12 protein-coding genes are annotated in these 16,946 nt (G+C 65.2%); 11 read left to right on the top strand and 1 reads right to left on the bottom strand.

Annotation, left to right across the window (positions count from 1 at the left end):
• Positions 1–3: 3 nt before the first annotated feature.
• The 5 genes from pbpC (at position 4) to I6F37_RS06855 (ending at position 5,965) form a co-directional block, all read left to right on the top strand.
• A complete protein-coding gene (gene pbpC / locus I6F37_RS06875) occupies positions 4–2,175 on the top strand; it encodes a penicillin-binding protein 1C (RefSeq protein WP_085968744.1) in 2,172 nt (723 codons plus the stop codon).
• Between the two features lie 50 nt (positions 2,176–2,225).
• On the top strand, positions 2,226–3,968 hold the full coding sequence (locus I6F37_RS06870; RefSeq protein ID WP_036027969.1) for a glycosyltransferase family 39 protein: 1,743 nt from the start codon (positions 2,226–2,228) through the stop codon (positions 3,966–3,968).
• Between the two features lies 1 nt (position 3,969).
• The gene (locus I6F37_RS06865) at positions 3,970–4,815 is read left to right on the top strand and encodes a phosphatase PAP2 family protein (protein ID WP_035999564.1); all 846 of its coding nucleotides are present in this window, start codon (positions 3,970–3,972) and stop codon (positions 4,813–4,815) included.
• Between the two features lie 77 nt (positions 4,816–4,892).
• Positions 4,893–5,630, top strand: coding sequence for a glycosyltransferase family 2 protein (locus I6F37_RS06860; protein ID WP_036027971.1), 738 nt, complete (start codon positions 4,893–4,895; stop codon positions 5,628–5,630).
• On the top strand, positions 5,627–5,965 hold the full coding sequence (locus I6F37_RS06855; RefSeq protein WP_025036223.1) for a lipid-A-disaccharide synthase N-terminal domain-containing protein: 339 nt from the start codon (positions 5,627–5,629) through the stop codon (positions 5,963–5,965). Before I6F37_RS06860 ends, I6F37_RS06855 begins: the two co-directional genes overlap by 4 nt.
• A gap of 65 nt (positions 5,966–6,030) precedes the next feature.
• Here the strand turns inward: I6F37_RS06855 and metC are convergent, their stop codons facing one another.
• Positions 6,031–7,215, bottom strand: a complete 1,185-nt coding sequence (gene metC, locus I6F37_RS06850; protein ID WP_225150711.1) for a cystathionine beta-lyase — start codon at positions 7,213–7,215, stop codon at positions 6,031–6,033.
• Between the two features lie 397 nt (positions 7,216–7,612).
• On the opposite strand from metC, the gene I6F37_RS06845 reads away from it, so the two are divergent.
• The 6 genes from I6F37_RS06845 to I6F37_RS06820 all read left to right on the top strand — a co-directional run bounded on the left by I6F37_RS06845 (position 7,613) and on the right by I6F37_RS06820 (position 16,837).
• Positions 7,613–8,629, top strand: coding sequence for an amino acid ABC transporter substrate-binding protein (locus tag I6F37_RS06845; RefSeq protein ID WP_036027973.1), 1,017 nt, complete (start codon positions 7,613–7,615; stop codon positions 8,627–8,629).
• Between the two features lie 25 nt (positions 8,630–8,654).
• A complete protein-coding gene (locus tag I6F37_RS06840) occupies positions 8,655–9,860 on the top strand; it encodes an amino acid ABC transporter permease (RefSeq protein WP_036027974.1) in 1,206 nt (401 codons plus the stop codon).
• Complete coding sequence (locus I6F37_RS06835; RefSeq protein ID WP_225147929.1) at positions 9,857–11,377, top strand: amino acid ABC transporter permease; 1,521 nt, start codon at positions 9,857–9,859, stop codon at positions 11,375–11,377. Before I6F37_RS06840 ends, I6F37_RS06835 begins: the two co-directional genes overlap by 4 nt.
• Positions 11,378–11,388: 11 nt before the next feature.
• On the top strand, positions 11,389–12,126 hold the full coding sequence (locus I6F37_RS06830) for an amino acid ABC transporter ATP-binding protein (RefSeq protein WP_035999552.1): 738 nt from the start codon (positions 11,389–11,391) through the stop codon (positions 12,124–12,126).
• A 93-nt stretch (positions 12,127–12,219) separates the two neighbouring features.
• Positions 12,220–14,451 (top strand): tetratricopeptide repeat protein, encoded by a 2,232-nt coding sequence (locus tag I6F37_RS06825; protein ID WP_225150710.1) that lies wholly within the window; start codon positions 12,220–12,222, stop codon positions 14,449–14,451.
• Positions 14,452–14,563: 112 nt separating this feature from the next.
• Positions 14,564–16,837 carry a tetratricopeptide repeat protein gene (locus tag I6F37_RS06820; RefSeq protein WP_225150708.1) on the top strand — a complete coding sequence of 758 codons (2,274 nt, stop codon included), beginning with the start codon at positions 14,564–14,566 and terminating at the stop codon, positions 16,835–16,837.
• Positions 16,838–16,946: the final 109 nt, after the last annotated feature.

Raw genomic sequence — 16,946 nt, 5'->3', positions numbered from 1 at the left:
GAGATGAGCGAGGTCGAGCCACATACACGGGCATCCACGGCCGCGCCGGCGGTGGGTGTTGGCGTGGATGGCCGGGTCAAGCCCGGCCATGACGGACGGAGGGGGCGGATCGCCTTTCGCCTTCTCTCCGCAGCCGCGCTCACCTTTATCCTCGCCATCATCGGCTTCGTTGGCTGGGTCTACGCGCTCGGCCCGCTCCCGCTCGACGAAGCCCGCCAGGTCTCAACCACCATCGTCGATCGCAACGGCAAACTGCTGCGCGCCTATGCGATGGCGGATGGGCGCTGGCGGTTGCCGGTCGATGCCAGGACCAACGTCGATCCGACCTACCTGAAGCTGCTTTTCGCCTATGAAGATCAGCGCTTCTACGCCCACAACGGCGTCGATCCGCTCGCTCTGGGACGCGCCGCGTTGCAGCTGGGAACGCGCGGCCACATCGTCTCGGGCGGCTCGACCATCAGCATGCAGCTGGCCCGTCTGATGGAGCCGCGGCGGCAGCGCTCGCTTTACGCAAAATTGCGGCAGATCGTGCGTGCCATCGAGATCGAGCGCAGCATGAGCAAGGAGCAGATCCTCGATCTCTATCTGGCGCTGGCGCCCTATGGCGGCAATCTCGAAGGCATCCGCGCGGCGTCGATCGCCTACCTCGGCAAGGAGCCGAAGCGGCTGTCGCTGGCGGAGGCCGCGTTGCTGGTTGCGCTGCCGCAATCGCCGGAGACACGCCGGCTGGATCGCTATCCGGAAGCAGCCCGCAAGGCGCGCGACCGCGTGCTCGACCGCATGGTCGAGGAGCACGTGGTCAGCACTGAGGAGGCCAATCAGGCCAAGGCGATGCCGGTGCCGAAACTGCGCAGGCCGATGCCGATCCTGGCGCCGCATGCCTCCGACGCCGCGCAGTCGACGGTCAAGGACGCGCCGATCATCAAGCTGACGCTCGATGCGACCTTGCAGAAGGTGCTGGAGCCGCTGGCGCGCGACCGCGCAATTGCGCTGGGTCCGAACATCTCGGTCGGCATCGTCGTGGTCGACAATGAGAGCGGCGACGTGCTCGCGCGTGTCGGCTCGGCCGATTATTTCGACGAGAGCCGGGCAGGGCAGGTCGACATGACCCGCGCCATCCGCTCGCCCGGCTCGACGCTCAAGCCCTTCATCTACGGGCTCGCCTTCGAGGACGGCTTTGTCCATCCCGACAGCTTGATCGACGACCGCCCGGTCCGCTTCGGCTCCTATGCGCCGGAAAATTTCGACATGACTTTCCAGGGCACCGTGCCGGTGAGGAAGGCTCTGCAACTGTCGCTGAACGTGCCGGCCATCGTGCTGCTCGACCGCGTCGGCTCGAGCCGGCTGACCTCGCGGCTGCGGCAGGCCGGCGGCAACCTCGTCCTGCCCAAGGACGAAGCGCCCGGCCTCGCCATGGGGCTCGGCGGCGTCGGCGTGACGCTGCAGGATCTGGCCCAGCTCTATGCCGGCTTTGCCCGCCTTGGGACCACCAAGCCGTTGCGCGAGATCGTCACGGCCAAGGACGAGCGGGAGCCGCTGCGGCTGCTGGATCAGGTCGCAGCCTGGCAGGTCGGCAACGTCCTGCTCGGCACGCCCCCGCCGGAGAACGCCGCCCACAACCGCATCGCCTTCAAGACCGGCACCTCCTACGGCTATCGCGACGCCTGGTCGGTCGGCTTCGACGGTCGCATGACCATCGGCGTCTGGGTTGGCCGTCCGGACGGAGCGCCGGTTCCCGGCCTGATCGGACGCGTCGCCGCCGCGCCCATCCTGTTCGATGCCTTCGCCCGCAGCGGCAAGACGCTGGCCGCCTTGCCGAAGCCGCCCAAGGGAACCCTGGTCGCAAGCAACGCGAAGCTGCCGCTGCCCTTGAAGCGGTTCCGTCCGGTCGGCGAACTGGTGCGAAGCGGGGGCGAGCAGCCGCTGCATATCCAATTTCCGCTGAACGGCTCGCGGATCGACGTCGATCGATCGGGTGGCCGGGAGAGCGCGGCTATGCCGGTCAAGGTCGCCGGCGGCGTGCTGCCCATGACCGTCATGGTTAACGGCACCGCGCTCGGCGAGATCGACGGCCGCCGTCATCGGTTGATCGATCCGCCCGGCCCGGGCTTTGCACGGCTCACCGTGATCGACGCCACGGGCGCCGCGGACACAGTCGTCATTCGAATTCAATGACCCTGCCTTAAGCGGTTGTGGCCATGGCGGTTTCAGCGTAAGCGGAACCAATGGCCGAGACCTACCCCAGCCCTCGTTTTGGTGCCCCCCGCGAGTCGAAATCGCCCACAAATCCGGGCAGCGGGCTCGTGCGCATGCTCGACATCGTCACTGCCAGCCACCCGCGCGCGGTCGGCTTCCTGGTGCTGTGTGCGCTGCTGCTGTTCCTGCCGGGCTTCTTCACCATCCCGCCGATCGACCGCGACGAGGCACGGTTTGCCCAGGCCACCAAGCAGATGGTCGAGAGCGGCGATTATGTCGACATCCGCTTTCAGGAGGACGTCCGCTACAAGAAGCCGGTCGGCATCTACTGGTTGCAATCGGCGACCGTCGAAGCCGCCTCGATGCTCAAGCTGCCGAAGGCCGAATTGCGCATCTGGGTCTACCGGCTGCCGTCACTGATGGGCGCGATCGGCGCCGTGCTGATGACGTATTGGGCCGCGCTCGGCTTCGTCACGCGGCGCGCCGCGGTTCTGGCTGCGCTGATGATGTGCGCCTCGGTGCTGCTCGGCGTCGAGGCGCGCCTGGCCAAGACCGACGCCGTGCTGCTGCTCTGCGTGGTTGCCGCGATGGGCGCGATGGCGCGGGCCTATCTGTCCTGGCAGCGCGCCGAGGACGAGACGCATCCGCCCTGGAGCTGGCCCGCGATCTTCTGGACCGCGCTTGCTGCGGGCATCCTGATCAAGGGGCCGCTGATCCTGATGTTCGCAGGCCTGACCATCGTCGCGCTCGCGATCCAGGACCGCGACGCCTCCTGGCTGTGGAAGCTGCGGCCTGTCTGGGGCCTGATGTGGATGCTGGTGCTGGTGCTGCCCTGGTTCGTCGCGATCTTCTGGCGCGCGGGCGAGACCTTCTTCACCACCTCCGTCGGCGGCGACATGCTGAGCAAGCTTGGCGCCCAGGAATCCCACGGCGCACCGCCCGGACTTTACCTGGCGCTGTTCTGGATCACGTTCTGGCCGGGTGCGCCGCTGGCGGCGATGGCGGCGCCCGCGGTGTGGCGGGCCCGCCGCGAGCCCGGTGCGCAGTTCCTGCTGGCCTGGCTGATCCCGTCCTGGATCGTGTTCGAGGCGGTGCTGACCAAGCTGCCGCATTACGTGCTGCCGCTGTATCCCGCGATCGCGATCCTCACCGCCGGCGCGGTGGAGCGGCGCGTGCTGTCGCGCTCCTGGCTGATGCGCGGCTCGGCCTGGTGGTTCGCGATCCCCGCAGCCGCCTCCATCATCGCGGTGGTCGGCTCGGTGATACTGACGCGGCAGCCCGCTTTCGTAGCTTGGCCGTTCATCGCGGCCGCGCTGATCTTCGGTCTGTTCGCCTGGTGGCTGTTCGATACCAACCGCGCCGAGCGCTCGTTTCTCAACGCCCTGGTCGCAGGCCTGATGCTCGCCGTGACGATTTACGGCATCGTGCTGCCGTCGCTGACCCCGCTGTTTCCCAGCATCGAGATCGCGCGCGCGCTTCGCAACGTCACCTGCGTCGGACCGAAGGCGGCTGCGGCCGGTTATCACGAGCCGAGCCTCGTCTTCCTGGCGGGCACCCGGACCTTGCTCACCGACGGCTCCGGCGCGGCGGATTTCCTGCGGCAGGGCAGCTGCCGCTTCGCGCTGATCGAGCAGCGCTCGGAGCGCAGCTTCGTGCAGCGCGCCGAGGCGATCGGGCTGCGCTACAAGGTCGGCGCGCGCATCGACGGCTATAACTTCTCGCAAGGGCGCGCGATCTCGATCTCGATCTTCCGCTCGGAAGGAACCGAATAGGGTGCGGGCCCCCACCGACATTGCGCCGCATGCCGGCTATCCCGCGCAATTGCTAACGGTGTCCTGGCGCGCGCTGGCGCAGCTCGTGCGGTCGCCCTCGCATTCGCGCCGCGCCGAGGCCGCCCGGAAGCTGGCGCGGCATTCGCTGTGGCTTGCCGCGGCGGGTGCAGCGCTCGTCATCGTGCTGATGGTCGCGTTCGATCAGACCGAGATCCTGCTGATGCCGCCGCGCGGCACGCCGAGCCTGTGGCCGATCCGCATCCTCACCGATTTCGGCAAGGACGAGTATATCCTCTCGGTGCTGGGTGCTGCGCTGGTGGTGCTGGCGCTCGTCGCGGCCGGGCTGCGTGGGAGCCGCCGCGCGCTGCTGCTCGGCTTCGGCACGCGGCTGCAATTCCTGTTTCTGTCGGTTGCCGTGTCAGCCTTCGTCGCCGAGATCCTGAAATATGTCATCGGCCGCGGACGTCCGTTCGTCGGGGGCAAGGCCAATCCGTTCAACTTCGTCCCGTTCGAGGGGACGGGGGCTTATGCCAGCCTGCCGTCAGGCCACGCCGTGGCCGCGTTCGCCCTGGCGTTTGCCGTCTCGGCACTGTGGCCGCGTCTGCGCGTCTTCATGTTCACTTACGCAATCGTGATCGTGCTGACGCGCCTGGTGTTGCTGGCGCATCATCCGAGCGACGTGGTCGCCGGCGCTCTGGTCGGAACGGTGGGCGCCATGGCCGTTCATTACTGGTTCGCGGCCCGAAAGCTCGGATTTGCCATCCGCGCCGACGGCACCATCGTGCCGCTTTCAGGGACGTTTTCCGACCGCCTCAAAAGGGTTGCCCACCGGGCATCCGCCCCATAAAAGCGGCTGCCTGCCGGGACCGCCGGTTCCCTTGGGCAGGTTCTTTGGGCAGGTCAATTCCAACCACGAGCCTCGATTTGTCGACGTCCCAGCCTTCGGTGTCCATCGTTGTTCCCGTGCGCAACGAAGCCGACAACATCGCGCCGCTGATCGCGGAGATCGGCGCGGCACTCGATGGCCGCTGGCCCTATGAGATCATCTACGTCAACGACGGCTCGACCGACGCCACCGGCGAGCGGCTTGGCGCCATCATGAAGCAGCAGAGCAATCTGCGTCAGCTTCGCCATGCAAGATCGGGCGGCCAGTCGGCGGCCGTGCGCAGCGGCGTGCGCGCGGCGCGCGGAGAGATCGTGGCGACACTCGATGGCGACGGCCAGAACAATCCGGCCTTCCTGCCCGACCTGATCGCGGCGGTCGAGAAGGGAGCAGGGCGCGTCGGGCTCGCGGCCGGCCAGCGGATCGGGCGCAAGGACACCGGCTTCAAGAAATTCCAGTCGCGCGTCGCCAACGGCATTCGCAACGCCATCCTGAAGGACGGCACGCGCGACACCGGCTGCGGGCTGAAGGCGTTCCGGCGTGACGTTTTCCTGATGCTGCCTTATTTCGACGGGCTGCATCGCTTCCTTCCCGCCCTGGTCCGCCGCGAAGGCTACGACATCGCCTATGTCGACGTGATCGACCGGCCGCGCCATTCCGGCGTGTCCAACTATGGTTTCTTCGACCGGCTGTGGATCGGCATCATGGATCTTGCCGGCGTTTGGTGGCTGATCCGCCGCAAGAAGCCGACGCCAGAAGTGACCGAGGTGGACGCATGATCATTCAATACGGTCAGGCGCTGAGCAATTATCTCTATGACGTCTTCGTCGCCAAGTTCGACTTCTGGCTGGCATTCGGCCTGGTCGCGCAGCTGTTCTTCACGGCGCGCTTCCTGGTGCAGTGGATCGCGAGCGAGCGCGCCGGCAACAGCGTGGTGCCGATGGCGTTCTGGTTCTGCTCGATGGGCGGCGGGCTGATGACGCTGGTCTATGGCGTCGTCAAGCGCGAGCCCGTCATCATCCTCGGACAGTCGCTCGCGACCATCATCTATATCAGAAACATCATGCTGATCTGGAAGAACCGCGGCACCGCCTCGAAGACGCTGGACCGCTGATCCAGCGTTCGGCTCCGCTTGTTGAAGCCTGGCACGTTGCTAGGCGAGATGCCCAATCCTGATGCTCACATGGCCGCTTTGAGGGCAGCGAAGCCGCGGTCGAGATCGGCCTTGAGGTCGTCGGTGCTCTCGAGCCCGATGTGGAGACGCAGCGTCGGGCCGCCGGGCTCCCATTTGGTCGCGGTGCGATAGGCATCGCAATCGAAGGGAATTGCAAGGCTCTCGAACCCGCCCCAGGAAAAGCCCATGCCGAACAGCTTCAGCGTATTGAGCATGGTGTCGACCGCCTGCTGCGGCGCCGGCTTCAGCACGATGCTGAACAGGCCGGAGGCGCCGGTGAAGTCGCGCTTCCAGATCGCATGACCGGGATCGGTCTCCAGCCCGGGATGCAGCACGCGCGCAACCTCAGGCCTTGCCGCCAGCCAGCGCGCCATCTCGAGCCCGGAGCGATGATGTTGCGCCAGCCGCACCGAGAGCGTGCGGAGGCCGCGCAGCGCCAGGAAGACGTCGTCGGGGCCGGCACAGACGCCGAGCAAGCGGATGCCTTCGGCAATCATCGGCCAGGCCTTGGCGTTGGCCGAGATGGTGCCGAACATGATGTCGGAATGGCCGCCGATATATTTCGTCGCGGCCTGCATGCTGATGTCGACGCCCTGGTCCAGCGAGCGGTGATAGAGCGGCGTCGCCCAGGTGTTGTCGTCGATGACGAGCGCGCCGCGCCCATGTGCGACTTCGGCGATGGCGCGGATGTCGGGCATCTCGAACGATTGCGAGCCCGGCGCCTCTACCAGAACGGCCCGGGTGTTGGGCTTGAACAGCTTGTCGATGCCCGCGCCGATCATCGGATCGAAATAGGTGGTCTCGACGCCGTAGCGCGTGAGCATGCCGTTGCAGAAATTGCGCGAGGGCCGATAGATGTTGTCGACCACCAGGATGTGGTCGCCGGCTTTGAGCACCGAGAGCAGGGTGGTGGAAATCGCCGACAGCCCCGACGGCACGATACCGACGCCGGCGCATTGCGGACCCTCCAGCGCCATCAGCGTCTCCTGGAACGCCTTGGTCGTCGGGGAACCGTGACGGCCGTAGGTGAACTCGCCGCGATGGGCGTGCAGGTCCTCTGCGGTCGGATAGAGCACGGTCGAGCCGTGGAAGACCGGCGGATTGACGAACCCCTTCTGCGCCTTGGTGTCGCGGCCGGAGGTGACCAGCCGGGTCTCGGCGTGCTGCTCTTGGAGGGACGAAGAATCCATGCGCCTGCTTTCAAAACCGCGTTTCCACCGGACGCATCGCGCCCCTGGGCCGACCGAAAGGCCGCGGTCGTTAATAACAGAACACAGAAGAGTCCCGTCAACCCCTTGACCCGGAACGCCAGTCGTTCTGTGATGCGCAGGTGCTATTCAGTCGCCGCATGTTGAGGGGCCTGCCGCGACCTTCGATCCATTGCCTGACCGGACGTCGCGTCACAGCCAAGAGATGGTGGGCGCCGGCGGCGGGGATGAAGGTATGGCCTCCCGAGATCGGCGAGTGTTCGGCAAGGTTTTCCAGCATGACTCTTGCAAGGCCCGATTCTTGAAGGACCTGGCTTGGCAGAGACGATCCTAAGACAACATTCCTGACCTTGAGACGACCTTGAAAGGCCCAAAGCCCATGAAACGCGTAACCCTGGCTCTCTCCCTTGCTCTCGCCGCCGGCCTCACCGCCCAAGCCGCCGATGCGCAAACGCTCAAGACCGTCAAGGATCGGGGCATGGTGTCCTGCGGCGTCAGCCAGGGCCTGCCGGGCTTCTCCTCGCCCGACGACAAGGGCAACTGGACCGGCATCGACGTCGACGTCTGCCGCGCCATTGCCGGCGCCATCTTCAACGATCCGACCAAGGTCAAGTTCGTGCCGCTGTCGGCCAAGGACCGCTTCACGGCGCTGCAATCCGGCGAGGTCGACGTGCTCTCGCGCAACACCACCTGGACCATCTCGCGCGACACCTCGCTCGGCGCCAATTTCACCGGCGTGACCTATTACGACGGGCAGGGCTTCATGGTGAAGAAGTCGCTCAAGGTGAATTCGGCGCTCGAGCTCAACAGTGCATCGGTCTGCGTGCAGACCGGCACCACCACTGAGCAGAATCTCGCCGACTACTTCAAGGCCAACAACATGAAGTACGAGGTGATCGCGTTCGCCACCAACGACGAGACCGTCAAGGCCTATGAGGCCGGCCGCTGCGACGTCTTCACCACCGACCAGTCGGGCCTGTACGCCAACCGCCTCAAGCTCGCCAGCCCCAACGACCACATGGTGCTGCCCGAGATCATCTCGAAGGAGCCGCTCGGTCCGATGGTGCGGCACGGCGACGACCAGTGGTTCGACATCGTGAAATGGACGCTGTTCGCGATGCTCACCGCCGAAGAGCTCGGCGTGACCTCGAAGAACATCGACGAGAAGGCGAAGCTGGAAAATCCCGAGCTGAAGCGCGTGCTCGGCAGCGACGGCAATTTCGGCGAACAGCTCGGCCTGACCAAGGATTGGGTGGTGCGGATCGTCAAGACCGTCGGCAATTACGGTGAGGTGTTCGATCGCACCGTCGGCGCCGGTTCGCCGCTCGGCATCAATCGCGGTGTCAACAATCTCTGGAACAAGGGCGGTCTTCAGTACGCGCCGCCGATCCGCTGATCATCCCTGATCGGCCGGCAGCGGCATGAGCACCGAGGCTCGAAAACCGCCGCCCCAGATCGCGCTGAAGATACGGCGTATTCTGGGCGGCAAGGCAGGCTGGAACGGCGTTGCCGTCCAGTTTGCCTTCGCGGCGATCCTGGGCTGGATCGGCTACGAGATCGTCTCCAACGCGCGGGCCAATCTCGAGAACCAGCACATCGCCGCCGGCTTCGGCTTCCTCAGGAACAATGCCGGCTTCGACGTCAACCAGACCCTGATCTCCTATACCGGCTCGGACACGTTCCTGCGCGTGTTCGTGGTCGGACTGTTGAATACGCTCGTGGTCTCCGTGGTGGGCATTGTCTTCGCCACGGTGATCGGCTTCATCGTCGCGCTGTGCCGGCTGTCGCCCAATTGGCTGCTGTCGCGGGTCGGCGAGATCTATGTCGAGGTCATCCGCAACCTGCCACTGCTGTTCCAGATCCTGTTCTGGTACCTGGCGGTGCTCGCGGCCCTGCCAAATCCGCGGCAGAGCATTTCCCTGTTCGGCATTGCCTTCATCAGCAATCGAGGCCTCGTCATTCCCAGCCCGATCGGTCAGAGCGGTCTCGCGCCGTTCCTGGCGGTGCTGGCGCTCGGCATCGTCGCCTCACTGGCGTTGCGCGTCTACGCAAGGCGAGCGCTGTTTCAGCGCGGGCAGGTGATCCGCATCTGGCCTTCCGTGCTGGCCCTGCTGTTCGGGCTTCCGCTGGCCACGATGCTGGTCTTCGGTCTGCCTTTCACCTTCGAGCTGCCGCAGCTGAGGGGGTTCAACTTCGCCGGCGGCTCACGCATCATCCCGGAATTCGTGGCGCTGACGGTGGCGCTGGCGACCTATACCGCCGCCTTCATCGCCGAGATCGTGCGCGCTGGCATCCTGTCCGTTCACAAGGGGCAGATGGAGGCGGGATCTTCGCTCGGCCTCAGCCGCGGCGCCACGCTCCGCCTCATCGTCGTGCCGCAGGCCATGCGCGTCATCGTGCCGCCGCTAACCAACCAGTACCTCAATCTCACCAAGAACTCGTCGCTGGCGGTCGCGATCGGCTATCCTGACCTGGTGTCGGTGTTTGCCGGCACGTCGCTGAGCCAGACCGGGCAGGCGATCGAGATCATCGCCATGACGATGGGCGTCTATCTCCTGATCTCGCTCCTGACCAGCGCGATCATGAGCGTCTACGGTTGGCGTGTCAGCCGGAGCCTCGGCGCATGAGCGATGTCATCTCGTCCAGCTTCGTCCGCCAGGACCTGCTCGCCGAGCGTCCCGCGCCGGTGAAGACCACGGGCTTCATCGGCCTGATGCGCACGCGCCTGTTCAACTCGCCGACCAACATCCTGCTGACGATCGTCGGCGCCTTGCTGCTCTGGTTCACCATCGTTCCCTCCGTCAAGTTCCTGTTGGTCGATGCGGTCTGGAGCGGTAAGGACCGCACCGCGTGCCTCGCCGAGAACGCCGGCTTTGCGGTCGGCGCCTGCTGGCCCTACATCCAGGCGAAGCTCCCGCAACTGATCTACGGCTTCTATCCCGAGGCCGAGCGTTGGCGGGTGAACTTGACGCTGTTGCTTGCAGTCGTCCTGCTGTTGCCGCTGCTCATTCCGCGGCTGCCGGCCAAGAGCCTGAATGCCGGCTTGTTCTTCGTCGCTTTTCCGGTGGTGGCGTTCTTCCTGCTGCACGGCGGCGGCATCAAGGGCTTCGGGCTGAGCTGGACGGCCGGCCTGCTGCAATTGTTCGATGAGAGCATCGTCGGTGCCGGACAAGCGCTGATCACATCGAGCAGGACCTCTGCGGTCGGTCCGCTGCTGTGGGCGCTCGGGAGCCTCATCGTGCTGCTCGGTACGCTGATCCATTGGCTGATCTTTCCGCTCACCTGGCTGCGCGATTATCTCCAGGGCACCGGCCAGCCCGTCTGGGCGGATTTCGGCGTCACGGCCGCGATCGTCTGCCTGATCGCCTTCGTTCTCGGCGGTGGCGTTCGCACCGGCGGGCGGGCTCTGGCGTCGAGCATCGCCACCTTCATTGGCATCGCCATCGTCATCAGGCTGATGGATCTCGATCACGGCGGATTGCCGATCGTAACGACGAATCTGTGGGGTGGCCTCCTGGTGACGCTGGTGGTGTCCGTCACCGGCATCGTCACCTCGCTGCCGATCGGCATCGCGCTCGCGCTCGGCCGCCGCTCGACCATTCCCTTGATCCGGATCTTCTCGATCGCCTTCATCGAGTTCTGGCGCGGCGTGCCGCTGATCACCGTGCTGTTCTTCGCAACCTACATGCTGCCGCTGTTCCTTCCCGGCAATTTCACCGTCGACGGCTTGGTGCGTGCGCTGATCGGCATCGCGCTGTTCACCGGCGCCTATCAGGCCGAGAACGTCCGCGGCGGGCTGGCGGCGATCCCGCGCGGGCAGAGCGAGGCGGCCGCCGCCCTCGGGCTGTCCTGGTGGAAGACGACCTCGCTGATCGTGCTGCCGCAGGGGCTGCGGCACGTCATTCCGAACCTCGTCAACAGCTTCATCTCGCTGTTCAAGGACACCTCGCTGGTCTCGATCGTGGCGCTGTTCGATCTGCTCGGCTCGCTGCGCGCCTCGTTCGCGGATCCGAAATGGTCGACGCCGTCGACGGCGTTCACCGGCTTCGCCTTCGCCGGGATCATCTACTTCCTGTTCTGCTTTGGCATGTCGCGCTATTCCTTGTTCGTCGAGCACCGCCTCAACGCCCACCGCCGCAACTGATCGAGGCCACCATGTCCGAGCCCATCGTCAAGATTTCCGGCCTGAACAAATGGTACGGCGAATTCCACGTCCTGCGTGACGTCGATCTCGCGGTGCAGAAGGGCGAACGCATCGTGATCTGCGGCCCCTCGGGCTCGGGCAAGTCCACGCTGATCCGCTGCATCAATGCGCTGGAGGAATTCCAGGAAGGCGAGATCGTCGTCGACGGCATCGAGCTCGGGCCGAACCTCAAGCACGTCGACGCGGTCCGCCGTGAAGTCGGCATGGTGTTCCAAAGCTTCAACCTGTTCCCGCATCTGACCGTGCTCGACAATTGCACGCTGGCGCCGATCTGGGTCCGCAACATCCCCAAGAAGGACGCCGAGGTGACGGCGATGAAGTTCCTCGAGCGCGTCAAGATCCCGCACCAGGCCAACAAGTTTCCGGGTCAGATGTCCGGCGGCCAGCAGCAGCGCGTCGCGATCGCGCGAGCCCTGACCATGAACCCGAAGGTGATGCTGTTCGACGAGCCGACCTCGGCGCTCGACCCCGAGATGGTCAAGGAGGTGCTCGACACCATGGTCGACCTCGCCGAGGAAGGCATGACCATGCTGGTCGTCACTCACGAGATGGGCTTTGCCCGCGAGGTCGCCAACCGCGTCGTGTTCATGGATGCCGGGCAGATCATCGAGGCCAACACTCCGAACGAGTTCTTCGCCGCCCCGCAGCACGCCCGCACCAAGCTGTTCCTGAGCCAGATTTTGCGCTGAGCCCGGCGACCTGTGGCCTCGCCGGTCTGACCGCAAGCCTGGCACCATCCGAATCGGCTTGCTTCTTTTCGGACCATCCTCCGGAGAGAGACCTTGCAGAGCAGTGCCGGCGTGCGCGCATACCAGAATGCGCGACTGGAAAAGAAGCTGAAGAAGCAGGCGGACGCCGTCATGGCCTTCGCGATCGAGGCACTCGGGCAGGGCAGGCCTGATGAGGCCGAGATGCTCTGCCGCGAGATCTTGAAGGAGGTGCCGGATCATTTTCATGCCACGCACCTGCTCGGCCTGCGCGCGTTCGACGGCGGGCGGCTCGACGAGGCGGAATTCCTGCTCGAGCGTGCGATTGCACTCGAGCCGCGTTCGCCCGATGCGCACGGCAATCTCGGCGCCGTCTATTTCGCGCTGGAGAAATTCGCTGGCGCCCGCGCCTGCCAGGAGAAGGCCATCGCGCTCAAGCCGAATTGTCCGATCACCCTGACCAATCTCGGCAATACGTTGCTGCACATCGGCCTCGGCAACGAGGCGATCGGGCTGCACGAGCGGGCGATCAGGCTGAAGCCGGATTATGCCGATGCGTTTTGCAACCGCGGCATGGCGGAATTGATGACGGGCCAGTTCGAGCGCGCCAAAGCGAGCTTCGACCGTGCCCTGACATTTCAGCCATCTCACGCCGAGGCGATCGCGGGCAGGGGGATGGTCAGCCTCGAGCTCCGGCACTTCGCGCAGGCGGGTGCCGCCTTCGACGCCGCGCTCGCGATCAAGCCGGGTTCGCCGCGGATTCTGTTGCAGCGTGGAAGGCTCAATTTGAGTTTAGCCCGGCTGGAGCAGGCGGCCGCGGACCTCGACGCGGCGCTGGCGCAATCGCCACGGCTCGAGCTCGCGCTGTGCTGGCGGGCGCAGATCGACATTCTCGCGGGCAACACGGCGCGGGCGATGGCAGGCGTCAAGACGCTGCTCGAGGTCAATCCGCAATCCGAGATGGGGTTGGCGCTTTTGGCGGCGTGCCATGTGAACCAGGGAGACATCGCGACCGCGCTCGCGCACCTCGACGCCGCGCTCGAGATCGCGCCGGATTTTCCGGAGGCGATCGGATACAAGATCTTCGTGCTGGACTACCTGCCGGAGGCCGATTTCGCCGCCCAGCAGGCCGCGCGGAAATACTGGTGGGACGCGATCGGCGCGAAGCTGCAGCAAAGGACGCTGGCGCCGCGGCCACTCGATCCTGACCGGCGGATCGTGATCGGATACGTCGCATCCGAATTCAGGAACCACTCGGCGGCATACTCTCTGTTGCCGGTGCTGCGCAATCATGATCACGCCCAGTTCAAGGTCGTCTGCTATTCCTGCTGGCCGGTGCAGGACGAGATGACGGAGAGCTTCAAGCCTCTCGCGGATGTCTTCGTCGATGCCGCACAATTGTCCGATGACGAGCTGGCCGACCGCATCCAGGCCGATGGCATCGATATTCTGATCGATGTCTCCGGGCACACGACCGGCAGCAGGCTTCATGTCTTCGCCCGCAAGCCGGCGCCGATCCAGGTGACGGGCTTCGGGCATGCCACGGGGACGGGCCTTCAAACCATGGACTACGTGCTCGCGGACCCGATCTTCATCCCGCAATCGGCGCGCCATCTCCTGGCCGAGAAGGTGCACGACCTGCCGTGCCTGATCACGATCGATCCGATCCTGGACATTCCGCGTTCAGAGCCACCCATGCTCCGCAACGGCTACGTCACTTTCGGGGTGTTCAACCGCATCTTCAAGATTTCGGACGAGGCCATCCGGGTGTGGTCGAACGTGATGCATGCGGTGAGGGGATCGAAGATCATCGTCAAGAACGGGCTGCTTGACGATCCATTGCTGCGCGATCGACTGATCGCGCGGTTCGCGGCACAGGGCATCGCCGAAGAGAACGTGGTCTGCATGGGCTCGACCTCGCGTCCCGAGCATCTGCGGGCCTTCGCGATGGTCGACATTTCCCTCGACACCTTCCCGCAGAACGGCGGCATCAGCACCTGGGAGTCCCTCTATGCCGGCGTTCCCGTGGTCGCCAAGCTCGGCAGCGGCGCTTCGTCGCGCGCCGGCGGCTCCATCGTTGCCGCCGTCGGCCTGGAGGACTGGGTCGCCGAGGATGACGCGGGCTATGCCGCGATTGCGTGCAAACACGCGGCGCAGCCGGCCTACCTGGCAAAGCTGCGGGCGGATCTGCCGGCTCGGATCGCAGCCTCGCGGGCCGGCGACGTCGAATTTTACACGCGCGAGGTCGAAGCGGCCTATCGCCGGTTCTGGCGCGATTATTGCGCCGCCGCCTCGGAGGTGGCGTAGGACGATTGCGCTGGGCCCCGGGAAATCCCGGAGGCGATAGGACTCCGGTGACCGGCAGGCCAAGCTCGCGAATCAGTTAGACTCTGCTGAGGGCATCCTCCGGAGATACACCTTGCAGAAGAGCGGCGGCGGCGCGCGCGCGTTCCAGAATGCGCGATTGCAGAAGAAGTTGATGAAGCAGGCCGACGCCGTCATTGCCGCTGCCGCGAACGCCTATGGCCAGGGCCGATATGCCGAGACCGAGGCGCTATGCCGCGAGATCCTGAAAGCCCTTCCGGATCATGTCGATGCCATGCACCTGCTCGGCATGTGCGCCCATGACGGCCGGCGCCTGGAAGAGGCGAGGGAGCTGCTCGAGCGCGTGATCGCGCTCGATCCGCGCCTGCACGATGCCCATAACAACCTCGCGACCGTGCATTTCGACCTCGGCAATTACGAAGAGGCGCGGCGCTGCCAGGAGAGGGCGATCGCGCTCAAGCCGAATTTCCCGGTGGCGCTGACCAACCTCGGCAACACGCTGATGCATATGGGGCTGTACGAACAGGCGCTCGAGATGCACGAGCGCGCCATCAAGATTAAACCGGATTATGCCGATGCGCTCTGCAATCGCGGCATGGTCGAGATCGTGCTTGGGCAGATCATGCGTGCCAAGGAGAGCTTCGATCGCGCCCTGCTGTTTCAGCCGCGTCACGCCGAGGCCATCGTCGGCAGCGGCATGGTCAGCATGGAGCTGCGGCACCACGAGGAGGCCGCAGCCAAGTTCGCTCAGGCCCTCGCAATCAAGCCAGGCGCGCCACGAATTCTGGCCCAGCGCGGACGGCTCAGTTACGAGCTGCAGCACCTGCAGGAGGCGCTGGCGGATTTCGATGCGGCGCTTGCGATTTCGCCCAAGCTCGAGCTGGCCCTTCGGGGCAAGGCGCAGGTCTGCCTCGTCATGGGAAGGACCGCGCAGGCGATGGCGGCCGCAACGACCTTGATCGAGCGAAATCCTCGCTCGGAGATGGGGTTGGCGCTTCTGGGCTTCGCTTATTCGAACCAGGGAGATATGGAATCCGCGATTGAATATCTCGATCGCGCGCTGGCGCTCCGACCGGACTATGGAGACGCGATCAGAGGCAAGATCTTCTTGCTGGACTACCTTGCGGAGGCGGATTTCGCGGTCCAGCAGGCGGTGCGAAAGTCCTGGTGGGATGCAATCGGCTCGAGGATTCCGCAAAGGACGCTGCCGAAGCGGCCGCTGGATCCGGACAAGCAGATTGTGGTCGGATATGTCGCGGCCGAATTCCGACAACACTCGGCGGGACTCACCTTGCTGCCCGTGTTGCGCCATCATGATCACGCCAAGTTCAAGATCGTCTGCTATTACGCCTGGCCGGGGGCGGACGAGTACACCGCCAAGTTCAAGGCGCTGGCGGATGTCTGGGTCGACGCTTGGCAGATGTCGGACGACGAGCTCGCCGATCGTATTCAGGCCGACAATGTCGACATTCTGATCGACGTTTCCGGCCACACGACCGGCAACAGGCTGCAATGCTTCGCGCGGAAGCCGGCTCCGATCCAGGCCACCGGCTTCGGACACGCGACGGGTACGGGCATGCCGACCATGGATTACGTGCTCGCCGATCCCATTTTCATTCCGCCATCGGCCCGGCATTTGTTTCCCGAGAAGATCCACGATCTGCCGTGCCTGATCACGATGGAGCCGGTCACCAATCTAAAGCCCTCCGAGCTGCCGATGCTCCGCAACGGCTACGTCACCTTTGGTGTGTTCAACCGCATCTACAAGATCTCGGATGATGCGATCCGCGTGTGGTCGCGCATCATGCGGGAAGTGCCGGGATCGAAGATCATCCTCAAGCATGGTTTGCTCGACGATGCCCTGCTGCGCGATAGCCTGGTCGCACGCTTCATCGCACAGGGTATTGCGGAGGAGGACATCACTTGCCTCGGCACCACCTCGCGTGACGACCATCTGATGGCCTTCGACAAGATCGATATTTCCCTCGACACGTTCCCGCAGAACGGCGGCATCAGCACCTGGGAATCCCTCTACAAGGGCGTTCCGGTCGTGGCCAAGCTCGGCATTGGAGCCTCCTCGCGTGCCGGCGCCTCCATCGTGGCGGCCGTCGGCCTCGGCGACTGGGTCGCGGAGGATGACGACGGTTATGTCGAGATCGCCCGCAAGTTCGCCTCGCAGCCCGAATATCTGGCAAAGTTGCGCGCGGGCTTACCGGCCCAGATCGCAGCCTCGCCCGCCGGCAATGTCGAGATCTACACGCGTGAGCTCGAGGCGGGTTACCGAAAGTTCTGGCGCGACTATTGTGCCGCTGCCGCCGAGCACGGCGACGCTGCGGTCAGCGGGGCGGACGCACCTGGCGGCTCCTGAGCCGCATCCTGCAGGCGACCCCCGGGATATCCCGGACGGATTTCTGGTCCGGCAGCCCGGCCGGGTCGGTGCGCGAATCAGTTAGACTCGGCCTTGGGCCATCTTCCGG

The sequence above is a fragment of the Bradyrhizobium sp. NBAIM08 genome, from assembly GCF_020193935.1.
GTDB classification, from domain to species: Bacteria; Pseudomonadota; Alphaproteobacteria; order Rhizobiales; family Xanthobacteraceae; genus Bradyrhizobium; species Bradyrhizobium yuanmingense.
The sequence above is the reverse complement of the archived record's forward strand: the minus strand, read 5'-3'. Positions and strand labels throughout refer to the sequence as shown.

What these genes read in the sequence shown, in the direction of transcription:
- pbpC (WP_085968744.1), top strand. Translation starts at nt 4, where the DNA reads ATGAGCGAGGTCGAGCCACATACACGGGCATCCACGGCCGCGCCGGCG.
- I6F37_RS06870 (WP_036027969.1), top strand. Translation starts at nt 2,226, where the DNA reads ATGGCCGAGACCTACCCCAGCCCTCGTTTTGGTGCCCCCCGCGAGTCG.
- I6F37_RS06855 (WP_025036223.1), top strand. Translation starts at nt 5,627, where the DNA reads ATGATCATTCAATACGGTCAGGCGCTGAGCAATTATCTCTATGACGTC.
- metC (WP_225150711.1), bottom strand. Translation starts at nt 7,215, where the DNA reads ATGGATTCTTCGTCCCTCCAAGAGCAGCACGCCGAGACCCGGCTGGTC.
- I6F37_RS06845 (WP_036027973.1), top strand. Translation starts at nt 7,613, where the DNA reads ATGAAACGCGTAACCCTGGCTCTCTCCCTTGCTCTCGCCGCCGGCCTC.
- I6F37_RS06840 (WP_036027974.1), top strand. Translation starts at nt 8,655, where the DNA reads ATGAGCACCGAGGCTCGAAAACCGCCGCCCCAGATCGCGCTGAAGATA.
- I6F37_RS06835 (WP_225147929.1), top strand. Translation starts at nt 9,857, where the DNA reads ATGAGCGATGTCATCTCGTCCAGCTTCGTCCGCCAGGACCTGCTCGCC.
- I6F37_RS06830 (WP_035999552.1), top strand. Translation starts at nt 11,389, where the DNA reads ATGTCCGAGCCCATCGTCAAGATTTCCGGCCTGAACAAATGGTACGGC.